The organism is Streptomyces sp. NPDC060209 (genome assembly GCF_042728155.1).
GTDB lineage: Bacteria > Actinomycetota > Actinomycetes > Streptomycetales > Streptomycetaceae > Streptomyces.
This window is the reverse complement of the sequence record NZ_JBHWZS010000190.1, coordinates 1-16,624: the sequence shown is the minus strand read 5'-3', so window position 1 is coordinate 16,624 and position 16,624 is coordinate 1. Positions and strand designations below refer to the sequence as shown.

Genomic DNA, 16,624 nt, shown 5'->3' with positions numbered 1-16,624 from the left:
CGCCCCGCCTGTGTCGGCGGGATCGCGGCTCGTCCGGGTGGTGGGCTCTCAGCTGGTGAGAGCGGGTTCGCGACGGCGGTCGGGAATCTCGGCGGCGCTTTCCGCTTCCGGCTTCCGGCGGCCGCCGATCAGCACGGCGGCCAGGCCCAGTACGGCCCATGCCGCCAGGGTCAGTGCGGTCCGGCCCGCGGCGGCCCCGTCGAAGAACGCGACCGACCTCAGCAGTGAACCGCCCGCGCCGGGCGGGAGCCACTGGCCGATCGCGCCGACCGGTTCGGGGAGCAGCTCGGGTGCGCTCGTGACGCCCGAGAAGGAATTGCCGAGCAGCACCATCAGCAGTGCGCCCACGCCGATGCCCTTCGTGCCGAGCAGTGCCGCGAGACCCCCGACGGCCGAGGCGATGGCCAGCACGGTGAGCCCGATGGCGCCGGCTTCCGTCCACCAGCCGCCCGTGACCACTCCCAGCCAGCTGTGGGCGACCGCCGTCGCGGCGATACCCACCAGTCCCGCCGCGCCGACAAGGGTCATGGCCGCCCGGGAGCCGCGCAGCTTCATGGCGGTCACCATCGCGCCGGCGGCGACACCGGCGAGGGCCAGCGGCAGGATGCTCGCGCCGAGCGCGGCGCCGCGTGGATCCGCCTTCGGAGCCGCGACGACATCGGTGACCGGTATGACGGTCCCAGTCGGTGCCGCCCCCTCGGCCGCCTCGGTCAGCAGCTGGGCGACGACGGGGCCGGCCGCCGAGGCGGTGAACAGCTGCGGACCCTTCTCCGTGACGACGACGGCGCCGTATACGACCCGGTCCTCGATCGCGTCGCGGGCCGCGGCCGCGTCGTCGTAGCGGTGGATCTCGAAGGCGCCCTCGCGCTGTTCGAACTGCTCCTGCAGCTGATCGGCCGCGGGCGCGGCACCCGCGACGCCCACGGGCAGTTCGCGCGGGGCGATCCGGGCGGCGGGCCACGAGAACGCCCAGAGGCTGAGCGTCACGACCAGAGGGACGAGGAGGATGACCGCGAGCGCGCGGCGCTTGGGCGCAGCAGGCATGACGACTGCCTCAATTCAAAGAGAAGGATCGTTCGTTTTACGGAGGCCACTGTCGCTCCGGCTCTCGGGCTTGTCAAGAAGGAACGTTCGTTTTAGATTGAGGCCATGGCACGCGTATCCCAGGAGCACCTCGATGCCCGCCGCCGGCAGATCCTGACCGGCGCCGCGCGCTGCTTCGCCCGCAACGGCTTCCACGGCACGTCGATGCAGGACGTGCTGAAGGAGGTCGGGTTGTCCGCCGGGGCCGTCTACCGCTACTTCGCGGGCAAGGAAGACCTCATCGCGGCCATCGCCGACGAAGCTTTCCGCAGTATCCGGCGGGCTTTCGAGGAGGCTGCGGAGCTCACCCCGCCGCCCACCCCCGACGTGCTGCTGGGCAGGGTGCTGCGTGGAGTCTTCGAGGGGCAGGTGTACGGAATGGAGCGCCGTACGTGTGCCGCGCTCATCGTCCAGGTGTGGGCCGAGACCATGCGCAACGAACGACTGGCGAAGGCGCTCGGTGACGGCTACGCGAGCATGCGTTCGGTCTGGGCGAAGCTGGTGGAGGCTTACCGTGCGGCCGGGCTCATGCCTTCCGATGCGCCGGCCGACGATGTCGCCCGCACCCTGATCGCCACCGCTCAGGGATTCATCGCGCAGGAGGCTCTGTTCGGCGGAGTCGAGCCCGAGGTCCTGGAGAACGGGCTGCGCGGGCTGATGTCCATGGATCCGCAAAAGATCAGTTAACGCGCCGGAAAAACTTCCGCCCTAACGTGCAATACCTGGTCGCGGAATCCTCTTCATCGTTCAACAGAGTGTTGAAGGCGGGATAGGGTCCCGCTGCGCCCGGGGCAGGTACCGGGCGGAAGACGAAGAGGGTGGAAGCGTGCAACTGACTCCGCACGAACAGGAACGCCTGCTCATCCATGTGGCGGCCGATGTCGCAGAGAAGCGCAGGGCGCGCGGACTGCGGCTGAATCACCCCGAGGCGATCGCACTGATCACTTCGCACCTTCTGGAAGGCGCCCGCGACGGCCGGACCGTGGCCGAACTGATGGCGTCCGGCAGGAAGGTCCTCACCCGCGACGACGTCATGGACGGCATCCCGGAGATGATCCACGACGTCCAGGTCGAGGCCACCTTCCCGGACGGCACCAAGCTGGTCACCGTCCACGAACCGATCGTCTGACGGGGGAGCAGCCGATGATTCCCGGAGAGATCCTGTACGCGGAGGACCCGGTGCCGCTCAACGAGGGGCGCCCCGTCACCCGTCTCACCGTCCTCAACGCAGCCGACCGGCCCGTCCAGGTCGGTTCGCACTACCACTTCGCCGAGGCCAACACCGGCCTGGACTTCGACCGCCAGGCCGCACACGGGCTGCGGCTGAACATCGCCGCCGGAACCGCTGTGCGCTTCGAGCCCGGTATCCCCGTCGACGTCGAACTCGTCCCGCTCGCAGGTCTGCGCATCGTCCCCGGACTGCGTGGCGTCACCGGAGGTTCCCTCGATGCCTGAGCTCAGCCGTCCCGTGTACGCCGATCTGTTCGGGCCCACCACCGGCGACCGCATCCGGCTCGCCGACACCGATCTCGTCGTCGAGATCGAGGAGGACCGGTCGGGCGGCCCCGGACGGGCCGGTGACGAAGCAGTGTTCGGCGGCGGCAAGGTGATCCGTGAATCGATGGGCCAGGCGCGGACCACCCGCGCCGAAGGTTCCCCCGACACCGTCATCACCGGTGCCGTCATCATCGACCACTGGGGCATCGTCAAGGCCGACATCGGCATCCGCGACGGCCGGATCACCGGGATCGGCAAGGCCGGGAACCCGGACACGATGGACGGCGTCCACCCCGACCTGGTCATCGGACCCGAGACCGAGATCATCGTGGGTAACGGCAAGTTCGTCACCGCCGGCGCCATCGACGCGCACGTCCACTTCATCTCGCCGACCCTCGTCGACCAGGCGCTCTCCTCCGGGATCACCACGCTCGTCGGTGGAGGTACGGGCCCGGCCGAAGGGACCAAGGCCACGACGATCACCCCGGGCCCCTGGCATCTCGCCCGGATGTTCGAGGCATTGGAGGGCTATCCCGTCAACATCGGGCTGCTCGGCAAGGGCAACACGATGTCCCGCGAGGCCATGCACTCCCAACTCCGCGCCGGAGCGCTGGGATTCAAGATCCATGAGGACTGGGGTGCGACCCCCGCCGTCATCGACGCCTGCCTGAGTGTGTGCGAGGAGACCGGCGCCCAGCTCGCCATCCACACGGACACGCTCAACGAGGCCGGGTTCGTCGCCGACACGCTGGCAGCCATCGCGGGGCGCTCCATCCACGCGTACCACACCGAAGGTGCGGGCGGCGGGCACGCTCCCGACATCATCAGCGTGGTCTCGGAGCCGTACGTCCTGCCCAGCTCCACCAACCCGACGCGGCCGCACACCGTCAACACGATCGATGAACACCTCGACATGCTGATGGTCTGCCACCACCTCAACCCGACGGTGCCGGAGGACCTCGCCTTCGCCGAGTCGCGGATCCGGCCCTCGACCATCGCGGCCGAGGACGTCCTCCACGACCTCGGAGCCATTTCGATCATCTCCTCGGACTCCCAGGCGATGGGCCGCATCGGCGAGGTGATCCTGCGCACCTGGCAGACCGCCCATGTGATGAAGCGCCGACGCGGTGCCCTGCCGGGCGACGGTTCCGCCGACAACAACCGGGCACGTCGCTATGTCGCCAAATACACCATCAACCCGGCGGTGGCCCAGGGCCTGGACCGGGAGATCGGCTCCGTGGAGACCGGCAAGCTCGCCGACCTCGTGCTGTGGGATCCGGCGTTCTTCGGCGTCAAGCCGCAGACCGTGATCAAGGGCGGCCAGATCGCCTACGCGCAGATGGGCGACGCCAACGCCTCGATCCCCACCCCGCAGCCGGTCATGCCCCGCCCGATGTTCGGCGCCGTGGGACGGGCTCCCGCGGCCAACTCCCTCAACTTCGTGTCCTCGGCCGCCATCGAGGCGGGGCTGCCGGAGCGCCTGGGACTGGGCAAGCAGTTCGTGTCCATCAGCAGCACCCGAGGCGTCACCAAGGCCGACATGCGCGAGAACGACGCCCTGCCCCGGGTCCAGGTCGACCCCGACAGCTTCGCCGTCACCATCGACGGTGATCCGGTCGAACCAGCCCCCGCCGCCGAACTTCCCATGGCTCAGCGGTACTTCCTTTTCTGAGGGCAGGACAGCACTTCATGACGACGCGCGCAGCCCTGCTCGTCCTCGCAGACGGCCGGTTCCCCGCCGGTGGCCACGCACACTCCGGTGGCGCCGAGCCGGCCGTCAAGGCGGGACACATCCGAAACGCCCAGGACCTGGCGGACTTCTGCCTGGGCCGGCTCCACACCACCGGTCTCACCTCCGCGGCCCTGGCCGCCGCGGCGGCCCACGGCCTCGACCCGCTCGCCCTCGACGAGGCCGCCGACGCCCGGACGCCCTCGCCCGCGCTCAGGGGTGTCGCCCGCAAGCTCGGCCGGCAGCTGATGAGGGCGGCGCGAGCCACCTGGCCCAGCCCCGAACTGGCCGCACTGGCCGAAGCCCGGCCACGCGGCGCCCACCAGCCGGTCGTCCTCGGGCTCACGGCTCGCGCCGCGGGCCTGAGCCCCTCCGACGCCGCACACTGCGTCGCCTACGAAGCGGTCAGCGGCCCGGCCACCGCGGTGGTCCGTCTGCTGTCCCTGGACCCCTTCGAGGCAACCGCGGTCCTCGCCCGGCTAGCGCCCGCACTCGACGAAGTCGCCGAACAGGCAGCCGAGGCCGCGCGGCACGGCATCGACGCGCTGCCCGCCGCCTCCGCCCCGATGCTCGACATCTCCGCCGAGGCCCACGCGGCCTGGCCGGTCCGCCTGTTCGCGTCCTGAACCCCCGAGCCCCACACCGCCCGTCATCACGAGGAGCCGCACCCATGCATCTCGACCACGCACACAACGGCCCCGCCGCCGTCAGCGCCGATGCCGCACGCCCCGACGGCACCCGCCGCGCGCTGCGCATCGGCCTCGGCGGCCCCGTCGGATCGGGCAAGACGGCCACCGTCGCGGCCCTCTGCCGCGCCCTGCGCGACCGTGTCTCCATCGCCGTCGTCACCAACGACATCTACACCCGCGAGGACGCCGCCTTCCTGCTCCGTAACGCGGTGCTGCCGCCCGAGCGCATCCAGGCCGTCGAGACCGGCGCCTGCCCGCACACCGCGATCCGCGACGACATCTCCGCCAACCTCGAAGCGGTCGAGGACCTGGAGGACTCCGTGGGGCCGCTCGACCTGATCCTCGTCGAATCGGGCGGCGACAATCTCACCGCCACGTTCTCCAAGGGGCTCGTCGACGCCCAGGTCTTCGTGATCGACGTCGCGGGTGGTGACGACATCCCGCGTAAGGGCGGCCCCGGTGTCACCACCGCCGACCTGCTCGTCATCAACAAGACCGACCTCGCCCCGTACGTCGGCTCCGACCTGGACCGGATGGCCCGCGACGCCGCCGAGCAGCGCGGTGAACTCCCCGTGGTGTTCACCTCCCTGACCGGTGCCGAGGGTGTCGCACCCGTCGCCGACTGGGTGCGGGCGCGGCTCGCGGACTGGGCCGCATGAGCGTCACGGCCACCGCCCGGATCACGGCGGTCGCCGACGGACGGGGATCCACGGCCCTTCCGGTGCTCGAGAGCGACGGGCCGCTCGCCCTGCGCCGGACCAGGTCTCCGGATACCGCGTACGCGCGAGTCACCGTGGTCGGCGCGATGAGCGCACCCCTCGGCGGCGACCGGCTCGCCATCGAGGTGCGGGCCGAGGACGGCGCCCGGGTGACGGTGGACGCTGCCGCCGCCACCGTGGCGCTGCCGGGCGCCGCTGCGGACGCCGGCCCCGCTTCGTACGACGTGCGGCTGAGCGTGGGGGAGGGGGCGGAGCTCCGCTGGCTCCCCGAACAGCTCGTCTCCGCCTCCGGCAGCGACCTCGACGTGACCACCCGGGCCGAACTCGCGGGTACCGCCCGCCTGGTGCTCCGTGAGGAACAGGTCCTGGGCCGGTACGGCGAACGCACAGGGCGGCTCTCGACCCGCCTCACGGTGCGCAGAGCCGGACGGCCGCTGCTCGACCAGCGGCTGGCGTACGGGCCGGGAGCACCCGGGGGCTGGGACGGCGCGGCCGTCCTGGGCGGCCACCGGGCCGTCGGGCAGTTGCTGCTCGTCGACCCCGCGTTCGACGACGGCCTTCCCGCGCCGCGGCTGCTCGGCCCCACCGCCGCGCTCACCCCGCTCGCCGGCCCCGCCGTCCTGGTGACGGCGCTCGCCGAGGACGCACGGCTGCTGCGCGCGGTGCTGGACGAGGCGCTGGAGGGTCTGCTGAAGGAGTCAAAAGCTCTGCGGAAGGCGTGAGTTCGCTCAGCGGGACAGCGGGCACCGGTTATTGGTTCGGTAAAGAAACATGCGTACGCCCTGTTCTCAGCAACCTCACAGACGAAAGGATCCTCCTGGACGTATGAACCAACGCGCCGCCACCGGCGGCGCATCACGCAGGGGGAGGTTCCACTTGAGACGCACAGCGGTGCTCGGTTCGGCCGGCACTCTGATCGCGGGCACGCTCATAGCGGGGGCGATAGCCGCACCGGCCGCCGGTGCCGACGGTCGGCACCACGGCGACCAGGAGGCGCGCGGTGTCCAGATCGCCGCGGCCCGGGCCGCGAAGGCCGGAATCGACTGGACGGACTGTCCGGCCGACTGGGCGATAGCCGCACCCATCCAGTGCGGCTGGGTGAGCGTTCCGCTCGACTACGGCAAGCCCGGCGGCAAGCAGATCAAGCTCGCGGTCGACCGGCACGTCAGCACGGGCACGAAGAGCGAGCGCCAGGGCGCGCTCGTCTACAACCCCGGTGGTCCCGGCGGCTCGGGCATGGCGTTCCCGAAGCGCATCGTCACCAAGAACCCGCTCTGGACGAAGACCGCGAAGGCGTACGACTTCGTCGGCTTCGACCCGCGCGGGGTCGGCCACTCGGCGCCGATCTCCTGCATCGATCCGCAGGAGTTCGTGAAGGCCCCGAAGGCCGATCCGGTGCCGGACACGGAGGCCGACAAGCGGGCCCAGCGCAAGCTCGCGGCCGAGTACGCCGACGGCTGCGCCGAGCGCAGCGGCGATATGCTGCCGCACATGACCACGCCCAACACCGCACGCGACCTGGACGTCATCCGCGCCGCGCTCGGTGAGAAGAAGCTCAACTTCCTGGGCGTCTCCTACGGCACCTACCTGGGCGCGGTCTACGGCACGCTCTTCCCGTCGCATGTACGCCGCATGGTCGTCGACAGCGTGGTCAACCCCGCGAAGGACAACATCTGGTACGAGGCCAACCTCAACCAGGACATCGCCTTCCAGACCCGCTGGAACGACTGGAAGGCGTGGGTCGCCGAGAACGACGCGGTCTACCACATCGGTGACACGCCTGAGAAGGTCGAGCAGGCGTGGCTGACGCTGCGCGCCGCGGCCAAGAAGAACCCGATCGGCGGCGTCCTCGGCCCCGCCGAGCTCATCGGCTTCTTCCAGGGCGCGCCGTACTACGACTCCGCCTGGGCACCCACCGCCCAGATCTGGAGCGACTACCTGGGTGGCGACACCCAGGCGCTGATCGACGCCGCGGCACCCGACCTGTCGGACACCGCGGGAAACATCAGCTCGGAGAACGGCAACGCCGTGTACACGGCGGTCGAGTGCGCGGACGCCAAGTGGCCCACCAGCTGGAAGAAGTGGGACCGCGACAACACCCGGCTGCACCAGGAGTACCCGTTCATGACCTGGGCCAACGCCTGGATGAACCTGCCCTGTGCGACCTGGCCGTCCAAGCAGCAGACGCCGCTGGACGTCCGCACCGGCAAGGGCCTGCCCCCGGTGCTGATCGTGCAGTCCACGCGCGACGCCGCCACCCCGTACGAGGGCGCCGTCGAGCTGCACAAGCGCTTCAAGGGCTCCCGTCTCATCACCGAGAAGGGTGCCGGCTCGCACGGTGTCACGGGCCTGGTCAACCCCTGCATCAACGAGCGGGTGGACACCTACCTGCTCACGGGGAAGACCGACCGGCGCGATGTGACGTGCACTCCGCACGCCACACCGAAGCCGTGATCACCACCTGACGTGAGCGGGCGGCCGATGATGTCCGGCGGCCGCCCGCTCACCCTCCGGCCGGGGTGACGCGCTCACGGCCTCCGGTCGTACCGGTCCAGCCATGCGTCCTCGGCCGCATAGTCGAAGAGCGCCTCGCCGTAGTTGCTCACCATCTTCGGGAAGGCAGCTCTCCAGTCGCGCCCGTCGACCTGCGCGGCCAGCCATGCGACGGTCCGCGGCAGCGACTCGGCATACCCCGTCACGGGGCGGTAGCCCAGCTCGTGTTCGGCGGCGGACATGTCGTAGACGACGGGATGCGCACCGGTCCATGGCGTCTCGCCGACATGGCCCTCCGGTGGGGCCCCCGGCACCAGCACCGTTTCGGTCTCCAGGCCGAGCACGTCGTCGACGGCCGCGCCGATCTCGGCGACGGTCGGGGCCTGCGGGTCCCCCGCGTTGAGCACCCGGGAAGCCGGCCGCAGAGCGGCGAGCCGTATGAGCTCGGCGACGTTGGACACATGGACCGGATGGAAGCGGCTCTCCCCGCCGTAGGCGAGGACCCGCCGCCTGCGCCCGTCCAGCAGGCGTTTGACGAAGTACAGCTCGCGCGGTGTGCGGCAGTGCTCCCCGTGTATCGCGCCCGCCCGCAGCAGGGTCACCGGCAACGAGTCACCGGCCGCGAGCAGCTCCTGTTCGAGCGCCACCTTCCGCGTCCCGTACGTCGCGTCCCCGGGGGCCACCGTGCGCTGCGTCTCCGGGATCGGCACCGGATACTCCGGGAAGCCGTCCGGCTCGCCCTGTGTGTCGAAGCTGCGGCCCCGTCCGTCCTCGTACACCGCGCCGCTGGAGATGACGACCGCGGACCCGACGCGGTCCGACAGCCCTGTCAGCTGCGCGGTGTGAGCGTGGCCGAAGGCGACCATGTCGACCAGGACGTCGCAGCCGCCGCCGAGGGCGGTCGCCAGGGCGCCCTCCTCCTCGCGGTCGAGCGCGACGGTGCGGACGCCGTCACCCCAGGTGCCGTCCCCGCCGCCTCCCCGGGAGGCCGCGGTCACCTCCCAGTCGTCCTCGGCCAGAGCCCGCACTGCGGCCCGGCCGATCTGTCCCGTCGCACCCAGCACGAACGCTCGTCCTCTGCTCATACGGGAAACGCTACGGTCGCCCCTGCCGCCCGAACAGGGATATCGGCCGAGAGCAGATTCCCCGCTCAGCGTGGCCGTCGTGGGAACTTCTTGGACTCCTCGGCCTGCGCCGCCTTCGCCTTGACCGCGTACTCGTCGACGTACTCCTGGCCGGAGAGGCCGAGAATCGCGTACATGATCTCGTCCGTCACCGCCCGGATCGCCGCCTTCTGGTCCTCCAGGCCCGCATAGCGGGAGAAGTCCAGCGGCTTCCCGAACCGGATCGTGACCCGCTTGATCCTGGGCACCTTCTGTCCGGGCGGCTGGATCTCGAACGTGCCGACCATCGCACAGGGGATGACCGGGACCCCGGCCCTGATCGCCATCACCGCGACCCCGACCTTGCCCTTGTACAGCCGTCCGTCGTGCGAGCGGGTGCCCTCCGGATAGATGCCCAGCAGTTCACCCTTGCCCAGCACCCCCAGCCCTTCGCGGATCGCAGCCTGTCCCGCTTCCTTGCCCGACCGGTCCACCGGGATCTGCCCGATGCTGTGGAAGAACGCGGCGGTCAGCTTGCCCTTGACGCCGGGGCCGGTGAAGTACTCGGCCTTCGCGAGGAACGTGATGCGGCGCTTGAGGATCGCGGGCATCAGGAAGTGGTCGGAGAAGGAGAGATGGTTACCCGCGACGATGGCCGCACCGTCGTCGGGAATGTGCTCGAGCCCCTCGATGCGGGGCCGGAACAGCAGCCGGAGCAGGGGGCCCAGCACGACGAACTTCAGGACGTAATAGAACACAGCTTCTCTCCTAGCCTTCTGGACCGGGCTGGTGGCCGCGTTCTGCCAGGTCGCACATGGTGTTGTCGCTCTCGGCCGACTGTCGGCGCGGCCGACGGCGGCCTCGCCTCCTCGGACTGGTACCCGCTTCTTGCCGCCTCAGCTGACGCACCATCAGTCGATGGTACGTACGAACTCGTCGATTGTCTCCGGCGGTCGCGATCGTAGCTGTGTTCCGGGTGCCTCCGGAAAGTCGCACCGAGCGGGAGCGCGGACATCTGCCCCTTCACGGCCGCCGTGACATGGGCCGAACCGCGGAAGGGCCCTCCGAGCCGTGTCGGAGGACCCCGGTTCCGCAGCCCCTCGTGCGCTCTCGTGACGGTCAGTTCCGGTGGATGTCCGCCCCCGGGCCGAGCGGCAGGTCGAAGCCGTAGAAGACGCCCAGCGCGATCAGCCAGGCCACCAGGAAGGGAACGACGAAGACGAACAGGCGGGAGAGGATCGTCCCCAGCTTCGCGTCGGGTTCGTAGCGGCGCAGGATGATGAGCATCAGGAAGACGTAGGGGTTCAGCGGTGTGATCATCTGGGTCGCCGAGTCACCGATGCGGAACGCCGCCTGGGTGATGGCCGGCTCGAGACCGATGAGCATGAACGCGGGTACGAAGACCGGGGCGACCAGGGACCACAGCGCCGATCCCGAGGTCACGAACAGGTTCAGCAGACAGACCAGCAGGACGAACAGGACCAGCCCCGTGAAGCCTGTCAGTCCGGCCGACTCGAGGAGCGCGGCGCCCTTCACGGCCAGCAGGGTCCCGACGTTCGACCAGTCGAATACGCCGATGACCTGGGCGATCACCAGGATCAGCACGATGTACGCGGACATGCCGGTGATCGATTCGGCCATCATCTCCGGTACGTCGCCGGCCTTGCGCACCTTGCCGGTGGCCTTGCCGTAGACGACGCCCGCGATCAGGAAGGCGACGAACAGCAGAGGCACGATGCCGGTCAGCACCGGGGAGGGCACCAGCGCGCCGCCCTCGCCCCGCAGCGCCGAGCCCGGCAGGAGCCAGCAGACGATGACCACGGCCGCGTACACCAGGACCGACAGCCCCGCGATCCGGAGTCCGCGGCGCTCCGCGGCGGTGACCTCCAGGGTGGGCCTGTAGCCGTCGTCGTCCGCCGTCGTCTCCGCGCCCGCCGGTGACACCTCCACCGCGGCGGGCAGGCGGGGTTCGAGGACGCGGTCGATGAGAAAGCCGCCGATGAGGGCGAGGACGATGCTCGCCGCAGCGGTGAAGAAGTAGTTGATGAGGATGTGCGTGGGTGCGTCCTCCCCGCCCGGCAGGACGGCGGCGGCCTGCTCGGTTATGCCCGTGTAGAGGGCGTCCAGCGCGCCGATGGAGAAGCCGGCGGCGTAACCGGCGCACACGCAGGCGAACCCGCCGATCAGACCGGCGATCGGGTTCCGGCCGGCGCCCTTGAAGACGAGCGCGGCCAGCGGCGGGATGATGAGGATCGCCACGTCGCTCATCAGGTGCCCCTGGGCGGCGACGAACGCCACCAGGTACGGCAGCAGCGCCTTAGGGGCCCGTCCGATGGACACGCGGACGGCTGTCTCCAGCATCCCTGTGCGTTCGGCGACCCCGACGGCGGCCATCATGAGCAGCACGGTGCCCAGGGACGGGAAGCCGGTGAAGTTGGGGATGAAGTTCTCCAGCAGCCAGGTGATCCCTTCGCCGGTGAACAGGCCCTTCACTTCGAGGACTTCGTCGTCGCCCGGCACCGTCACCGTGGCCCCGGCGGCGGCCAGAGCGGTGGAGACGATGCCGAGGAGGGCGAAGAGACAGAGGAACAGCACGACGGGGTGCGGGAGTCTGTTGCCCGCACGCTCGATGCCGCCAAGTACCTTGTCGAGGAGCGCGTTGCCCCCGGAGGTCGCGGGGGTCTCGGTACGCGAGGTCATCGGCTCCCCACCCCCGTGTCCGGGCGCCTGCCGGCCGCGTCCGTGAGCAGGTCCTTGCGCACGGCCCCGCGCTGCGCGACGAGGACGACGCGGGACGGGTCGGCGAGCACCGAGATGTCGGCCAGGGGGTCGCCGTCGCACACCACCAGATCGGCTTCCTTGCCTGCCTCCAGGGTGCCGATGCGGTCGTCGAGTCCGAGGAGCCGAGCGGAGGTGAGGGTGCCGGCGGTGATCGCCTGAAGCGGCGTCATGCCCAGGGACGTGAGGTGGAGCAGCTCGCGCAGGTTGCGGCCGTGCGGAACCATCGCCGCGTCGGTGCCCATGGCGATCTTCATCCCGTCGGCGATGGCCGCGGCTATGTTGGTGCGGGTGATGTCCGACCAGCGGAGCTTCTTCTCGTAGTGGAAGGGTTCCATGGTCGCCTTGTCGATGCCGTCGAACACCGTGGAGAGGGTCGGGACGAGGAACACACCCTGTTCCCCGGCGAGTTCCCTGGCCTGTGCGGTCATGCCGTAACCGTGCTCGACGCTGGTGACACCGCCCCGTACGGCGTTGAGGATGCCGGCCGTGCCCTGCGCGTGCGCGGCGACGGGACGGCCGCCGTGCCGGTCGGTCTCCTCCACGACCGTGCGGATCTCCTCGACGGTGAGGCCTTCGTCGTCGGGCTGGTCGTACGGGCTGGACATGCCGCCGGTGGCGCAGATCTTGATCACGTCGGCACCGGACCGCAGCAGCCTGCGCACCGCCAGGCGTACCTCGTCGGGCGTGTCGGCGATCTCTCCCATACCGGCGCTGGTGTCGAAGCCGCAGTCGGTGTGGAAGTCGGCGTGGCCGCCGGTGTGGCTGAGGATGCGCACCGCGGTGTGCAGGCGCGGTCCGGCGGTCAGGCCCTGGGCGACCGCCTCCCTGAAGCCCGCCGACAGTCCGCCCAGGTCACGGGCCGTGGTGACACCGGCGTCCAGGGTGACGCGGAGCCGGGAAGCGGTGCGGAAGACCTCCAGGGCGGGGTCCTCGGTGAAGCGCCGCACCATGTGCCGCGCCGAATCGACGCCCAGGTGGACGTGGGCGTCGACGAAACCGGGGAGCACCGTGCGGCCCGCGACATCGATGGTGCGGGCGCGGTCCGGCGCCGGGGGCGCGGTGGCGGCGGGCCCGGCATGGACGATCACGCCGTGGTCGTCCACATCGACCACGGCATCGGCGACCGGCTCGGACCCGGTGCCGTCGATGAGCCGCGCGCCGGTCAGACGCAGCGACGCGGCGGCGGGCAGAACGGGGGCGGAGGGCGCGGGGGAGGAAGGGGGTGTACTCATGGCGACCTACCTTCCAGAACCGGAATTACGCGCCCGTAAAATCGCCGGAACTGGACACGATCTCTCACCGGATGCAGGATTCGGCCACCCCATGCAGACGCAGAACATGCCGCACCCCGACGAACTGGACCTCGCGATCATCCACGCCCTGCAGACGCGGCCGAGGGTGCCGTGGACTCTGCTCGGCGAGGTCCTGGGAATCGACCCGGTCACCGCGGCCCGCCGCTGGGACCGTCTGGAGCGGACCGGAACGGCCTGGGTGGACGGCTACCTCTCGCCCGGCCACGACGACGGTGTCTACGCACAGGTCGAGATCGACATGGGCGGTCTTCCGGTCGAGTCGACCCTGGACAGCCTGGCCCGGGACAGCCGCATCCTGAGTCTCAAGCAGACCACCGGGAGCCGGGACCTGCTCGCCATCGTGGGCGCGGCCGGCCTCGACGACCTCTCCCGCCTGGTCGGTCAGCGCATCGCCCCCCTTCCGGGGATACGCACCACCCGGGTCCACGTCATCACCGCCATTCCCTTCGAGGGCGACCGATGGAGGCTGCGCAGCCTCAGCCGGGCCCAGCAGAAGGCCCTGGCGGTGCCCCGGGAGGAGGTGCCGGACGAGCCACTGCGACCGGTGGACCGGGAGCTGGCCCTCGCACTCGGGCACAACGGGCGCATGCCGGTGCGCGACCTGGCCGCGGCGGCGGGCACCAGCACGGCCACCGCCCGCCGCCGACTGCGCGTCCTCACCGGCAACCGGCGTCTGGCACTGCGGTGCACGCTCGCCCGTCCGCTCACCGGCTTTCCGGTGTCGGTGGTGTACTTCGCGTCCGTCCCGGCGCGCCACCTCGAGGACACCGTCGCCTCGCTGCGCACGCTGCCCGAACTGCGTATGTGCACCGTGACCACCGGCCGCGACAACCTCATCCTCGACCTGTGGCAGCGCGATCTGGCCGACGTCCACAGCATGGAGGCCCATCTGGAGAGCCGGCTCGCCGTCCACCGGCTGCGCATCACCGAGCGGGCGATCGTGCTCCGCACCGTGAAGCACGTCGGCCGCATCCTGGACCGGAACGGCCGCAGCATCGGCCTCGCGCCGGTGAACTACTGGGCGGAGCCGGACCTCGCGTGACCGGCGGATGACCGGCGCGACGCGAGCGCCTGTTGCCGATCCCGCGCCGCCCGTTCGACCCAAGAGCTTTCCGCGCGGGGCGGGGGCCGATACCCTTCACTCCCGTACCAGTCGCCCCAACGCCCATCGTGCCGGGCCCGCGTAGGCCGCGACAGCGACGGCAGGGCCCTCGATCCGGAGTTTCGTGGCCGATCCGCCGGGCCGGCGCAGGACCTCGTGACGCAGCCGCAGGCCCACCGGCCCGAGCCGGACCCTCCACGCCCACCGCCGCCGCTCGTCGTCCACCGACTCGACGACGAAGGCCGCCGTGACACCGAAGAGCGAGACGATCTCACCCCGGGTGCCCGGCCTGAGCCGTTCCTCGTCCACGCGTACCGCTCTGATCTGCGGCGACCAGGACGGCCAGCAGGCAGGTGTGACGTAGCGCAGCCACACGTCCTCGGCCGACGCGGGGCCCTCTGCCCGGAGCCTCATGACCGCCATCGGTCGGTGCCCGGATCAACCGGCCTGGTCGTGGACGAACTCGTTGAGGGCCTTGCCCGGCCGCAGGGCGGCCTCGCCGCCCACGTGGTGGAAACTGCCGAAGCCCACCAGGGTGACCGTCCTACCCGCTTTGAGCGCCTCGGCGATCGCCCCAGCCTCTGCGACCGTGCCGAACACGGCGTCGACAACCCTGCCGATCTGGTCGGCGGACAGCTCGCCGCCGTCCGCCGTCTTGCGCCCGATCGCCTCGATCAACCCGGACCTGTCCATGCGAAGCACCCTTTTCCCGCCGACGAAGACGCGCGACGGACATGACCCGGCCACCGGAACCGGCCCTGTCTTCCGCCACGCGGTGTCACCAGGGTGACACCGCGGGAGCGCCCGCGCACGACGCCGTACGCCGGCCGGGAGGTTCCGGGCGGAACGTCGGCCGGCGGCTCACGCCTCAGGTGTCGCGGGTGGCGAGCATTCCCAGCGTGGCGAGTCCGAGGACCACCCAGCCGAACCAGAGCCAGCCATTGCTCCCCAGTGCCACTGTGTACGCCGTCACCGCGACCAGCGCGCCGACGGTGAGCACTCCCATGGTTTTCGTGGATCCAGGCATGAGCACACGCTCCTCACCCGGCCGCACGGCCGTTGCAGCCATGGTCACCCCTGGGGCGTGCCCACCGCTACTGTCCGCGCGCCTGCAATGAGGCGAGATAGGCGTTGTACGCCTTCAGTTCCTGGTCACCGTCACGGTCGGCGGCCCGGTCGGAGCGCCTGGCGGTCCGCTGCTCGGAGCGGTACCACTGGAAGACCAGCGCGATCAGGACCAGCACGGACGGGATCTCGCTGAACGCCCAGGCGATGCCGCCGGCCGCGGACTGATCGCTCAGGGCGTCGATGCCGAGCGAGGCCGGGGGATTCTCGTACGCCTTCACCATCGGCTGGCTCGCCATCATCAGCGCGATCCCGAAGAAGGCGTGGAAGGGCATGCCCGCGAAGAGCTCCAGCATCCGCATCACGTAGCCGGGCCGGTGCGGGCCGGGGTCGACACCCATGATCGGCCAGAAGAACACCAGGCCGACTGCCAGGAAGTGCACCATCATCGTGATGTGCCCCGTCTTCGACCCCATCAGGAAGTCGAACAGCGGGGTGAAATAGAGCCCGTACAGGCTCGCGATGAACAGCGGGATCGTGAACACCGGATGCGTGACGATCTTCATGTAGCGGCTGTGGAGCAGCTTGAGCAGCAGCTCGCGCGGACCTGTACGGCCCCGCCCCGCCACGGGCAGCGCCCGCAGCGCCAGCGTCACCGGGGCACCCAGCAGCAGGAGGATCGGCGACACCATGCTGATCACCATGTGCTGCACCATGTGCACGCTGAACATGACCATGCCGTAGTCGTTGAGCCCCGTGCACATCACCAGGGCGATGGACAGCACGCCGAGGACGAAGAACACGGTCCTGTTCACCGGCCAGCGGTCGCCCCGGGCGCCCAGCCGCGCGACCCCGTAGCCGTACAGGGCGAGTGCGGTGACGCAGCCGATCAGGAAGAACGGGTCCGCGGAGAACTCGAGCCCACGTCCCAGCGTGAACGGCGGCAGATCCATGTTCATGCCGTGCCCGCTGTGGTCCATCTTTCACTCCCGCTGGGGACGTCCCCGTTTCGTGCCGGTTGTCCGGTCCAGACTAGAACCGCCCCCGTCC

General features: G+C 70.4%; 18 protein-coding genes. 9 read left to right on the top strand and 9 right to left on the bottom strand.

Going from position 1 to position 16,624, the window contains the following annotated elements; all coding sequences use genetic code 11:
* Window positions 1–48: 48 nt before the first annotated feature.
* On the bottom strand, window positions 49–1,044 hold the full coding sequence (locus ACFWFI_RS29045) for an ABC transporter permease (RefSeq protein ID WP_387395711.1): 996 nt from the start codon (window positions 1,042–1,044) through the stop codon (window positions 49–51).
* 105 nt (window positions 1,045–1,149) lie between these two features.
* Between ACFWFI_RS29045 and ACFWFI_RS29040 the strand changes: the two genes are divergently transcribed.
* The 8 genes from ACFWFI_RS29040 to ACFWFI_RS29005 all read left to right on the top strand — a co-directional run bounded on the left by ACFWFI_RS29040 (window position 1,150) and on the right by ACFWFI_RS29005 (window position 8,171).
* Entirely contained in the window at window positions 1,150–1,770 is a 621-nt protein-coding gene (locus tag ACFWFI_RS29040) for a TetR/AcrR family transcriptional regulator (RefSeq protein ID WP_387395708.1), read from the top strand.
* A gap of 139 nt (window positions 1,771–1,909) precedes the next feature.
* On the top strand, window positions 1,910–2,212 hold the full coding sequence (locus ACFWFI_RS29035; RefSeq protein ID WP_104790628.1) for an urease subunit gamma: 303 nt from the start codon (window positions 1,910–1,912) through the stop codon (window positions 2,210–2,212).
* Between the two features lie 14 nt (window positions 2,213–2,226).
* Window positions 2,227–2,538: an urease subunit beta gene (locus ACFWFI_RS29030; protein ID WP_387395705.1), complete on the top strand. Its 312-nt coding sequence runs from the start codon at window positions 2,227–2,229 to the stop codon at window positions 2,536–2,538.
* Complete coding sequence (locus ACFWFI_RS29025) at window positions 2,531–4,252, top strand: urease subunit alpha (protein ID WP_387395702.1); 1,722 nt, start codon at window positions 2,531–2,533, stop codon at window positions 4,250–4,252. Before ACFWFI_RS29030 ends, ACFWFI_RS29025 begins: the two co-directional genes overlap by 8 nt.
* A 17-nt stretch (window positions 4,253–4,269) precedes the next feature.
* Entirely contained in the window at window positions 4,270–4,935 is a 666-nt protein-coding gene (locus tag ACFWFI_RS29020; protein WP_387395699.1) for an urease accessory protein UreF, read from the top strand.
* A gap of 44 nt (window positions 4,936–4,979) precedes the next feature.
* Window positions 4,980–5,657, top strand: a complete 678-nt coding sequence (gene ureG, locus ACFWFI_RS29015) for an urease accessory protein UreG (protein ID WP_387395697.1) — start codon at window positions 4,980–4,982, stop codon at window positions 5,655–5,657.
* On the top strand, window positions 5,654–6,439 hold the full coding sequence (locus ACFWFI_RS29010) for an urease accessory protein UreD (protein WP_387395694.1): 786 nt from the start codon (window positions 5,654–5,656) through the stop codon (window positions 6,437–6,439). The genes ureG and ACFWFI_RS29010 overlap by 4 nt, the downstream gene beginning before the upstream one ends.
* A gap of 154 nt (window positions 6,440–6,593) precedes the next feature.
* Window positions 6,594–8,171: an alpha/beta hydrolase gene (locus ACFWFI_RS29005; RefSeq protein WP_387395691.1), complete on the top strand. Its 1,578-nt coding sequence runs from the start codon at window positions 6,594–6,596 to the stop codon at window positions 8,169–8,171.
* Between the two features lie 74 nt (window positions 8,172–8,245).
* Here the strand turns inward: ACFWFI_RS29005 and ACFWFI_RS29000 are convergent, their stop codons facing one another.
* From ACFWFI_RS29000 to ACFWFI_RS28985, 4 genes are all read right to left on the bottom strand, one after another.
* A complete protein-coding gene (locus tag ACFWFI_RS29000; RefSeq protein ID WP_387395714.1) occupies window positions 8,246–9,274 on the bottom strand; it encodes an NAD-dependent epimerase/dehydratase family protein in 1,029 nt (342 codons plus the stop codon).
* 86 nt (window positions 9,275–9,360) lie between these two features.
* Complete coding sequence (locus ACFWFI_RS28995; protein ID WP_387395689.1) at window positions 9,361–10,071, bottom strand: lysophospholipid acyltransferase family protein; 711 nt, start codon at window positions 10,069–10,071, stop codon at window positions 9,361–9,363.
* Between the two features lie 361 nt (window positions 10,072–10,432).
* Window positions 10,433–12,013, bottom strand: coding sequence for an AbgT family transporter (locus tag ACFWFI_RS28990; protein WP_387395686.1), 1,581 nt, complete (start codon window positions 12,011–12,013; stop codon window positions 10,433–10,435).
* On the bottom strand, window positions 12,010–13,326 hold the full coding sequence (locus ACFWFI_RS28985; protein WP_387395684.1) for a metal-dependent hydrolase family protein: 1,317 nt from the start codon (window positions 13,324–13,326) through the stop codon (window positions 12,010–12,012). Before ACFWFI_RS28985 ends, ACFWFI_RS28990 begins: the two co-directional genes overlap by 4 nt.
* Before the next feature lie 91 nt (window positions 13,327–13,417).
* On the opposite strand from ACFWFI_RS28985, the gene ACFWFI_RS28980 reads away from it, so the two are divergent.
* Window positions 13,418–14,449: an AsnC family transcriptional regulator gene (locus tag ACFWFI_RS28980; protein ID WP_387395682.1), complete on the top strand. Its 1,032-nt coding sequence runs from the start codon at window positions 13,418–13,420 to the stop codon at window positions 14,447–14,449.
* A gap of 96 nt (window positions 14,450–14,545) precedes the next feature.
* Here the strand turns inward: ACFWFI_RS28980 and ACFWFI_RS28975 are convergent, their stop codons facing one another.
* From ACFWFI_RS28975 to ACFWFI_RS28960, 4 genes are all read right to left on the bottom strand, one after another.
* Window positions 14,546–14,923 (bottom strand): SRPBCC family protein, encoded by a 378-nt coding sequence (locus tag ACFWFI_RS28975; protein WP_387395679.1) that lies wholly within the window; start codon window positions 14,921–14,923, stop codon window positions 14,546–14,548.
* 24 nt (window positions 14,924–14,947) lie between these two features.
* Window positions 14,948–15,202, bottom strand: coding sequence for an HU family DNA-binding protein (locus tag ACFWFI_RS28970; RefSeq protein WP_387395676.1), 255 nt, complete (start codon window positions 15,200–15,202; stop codon window positions 14,948–14,950).
* 175 nt (window positions 15,203–15,377) lie between these two features.
* Entirely contained in the window at window positions 15,378–15,536 is a 159-nt protein-coding gene (locus ACFWFI_RS28965) for a hypothetical protein (protein WP_107103313.1), read from the bottom strand.
* 67 nt (window positions 15,537–15,603) lie between these two features.
* Window positions 15,604–16,554, bottom strand: coding sequence for a cytochrome c oxidase assembly protein (locus tag ACFWFI_RS28960; protein WP_387395673.1), 951 nt, complete (start codon window positions 16,552–16,554; stop codon window positions 15,604–15,606).
* Between the last annotated feature and the right edge of the window lie 70 nt (window positions 16,555–16,624).

Coding starts and splice junctions, on each gene's coding strand:
- ACFWFI_RS29045 (WP_387395711.1), bottom strand. CDS start 1,044: ATGCCTGCTGCGCCCAAGCGCCGCGCGCTCGCGGTCATCCTCCTCGTC.
- ACFWFI_RS29010 (WP_387395694.1), top strand. CDS start 5,654: ATGAGCGTCACGGCCACCGCCCGGATCACGGCGGTCGCCGACGGACGG.
- ACFWFI_RS29025 (WP_387395702.1), top strand. CDS start 2,531: ATGCCTGAGCTCAGCCGTCCCGTGTACGCCGATCTGTTCGGGCCCACC.
- ACFWFI_RS28960 (WP_387395673.1), bottom strand. CDS start 16,554: ATGGACCACAGCGGGCACGGCATGAACATGGATCTGCCGCCGTTCACG.
- ACFWFI_RS28970 (WP_387395676.1), bottom strand. CDS start 15,202: ATGGACAGGTCCGGGTTGATCGAGGCGATCGGGCGCAAGACGGCGGAC.
- ACFWFI_RS28965 (WP_107103313.1), bottom strand. CDS start 15,536: ATGCCTGGATCCACGAAAACCATGGGAGTGCTCACCGTCGGCGCGCTG.
- ACFWFI_RS28985 (WP_387395684.1), bottom strand. CDS start 13,326: ATGAGTACACCCCCTTCCTCCCCCGCGCCCTCCGCCCCCGTTCTGCCC.
- ACFWFI_RS28990 (WP_387395686.1), bottom strand. CDS start 12,013: ATGACCTCGCGTACCGAGACCCCCGCGACCTCCGGGGGCAACGCGCTC.
- ACFWFI_RS28975 (WP_387395679.1), bottom strand. CDS start 14,923: ATGAGGCTCCGGGCAGAGGGCCCCGCGTCGGCCGAGGACGTGTGGCTG.
- ACFWFI_RS29040 (WP_387395708.1), top strand. CDS start 1,150: ATGGCACGCGTATCCCAGGAGCACCTCGATGCCCGCCGCCGGCAGATC.
- ACFWFI_RS29030 (WP_387395705.1), top strand. CDS start 2,227: ATGATTCCCGGAGAGATCCTGTACGCGGAGGACCCGGTGCCGCTCAAC.
- ACFWFI_RS29020 (WP_387395699.1), top strand. CDS start 4,270: ATGACGACGCGCGCAGCCCTGCTCGTCCTCGCAGACGGCCGGTTCCCC.
- ureG (WP_387395697.1), top strand. CDS start 4,980: ATGCATCTCGACCACGCACACAACGGCCCCGCCGCCGTCAGCGCCGAT.
- ACFWFI_RS28980 (WP_387395682.1), top strand. CDS start 13,418: ATGCAGACGCAGAACATGCCGCACCCCGACGAACTGGACCTCGCGATC.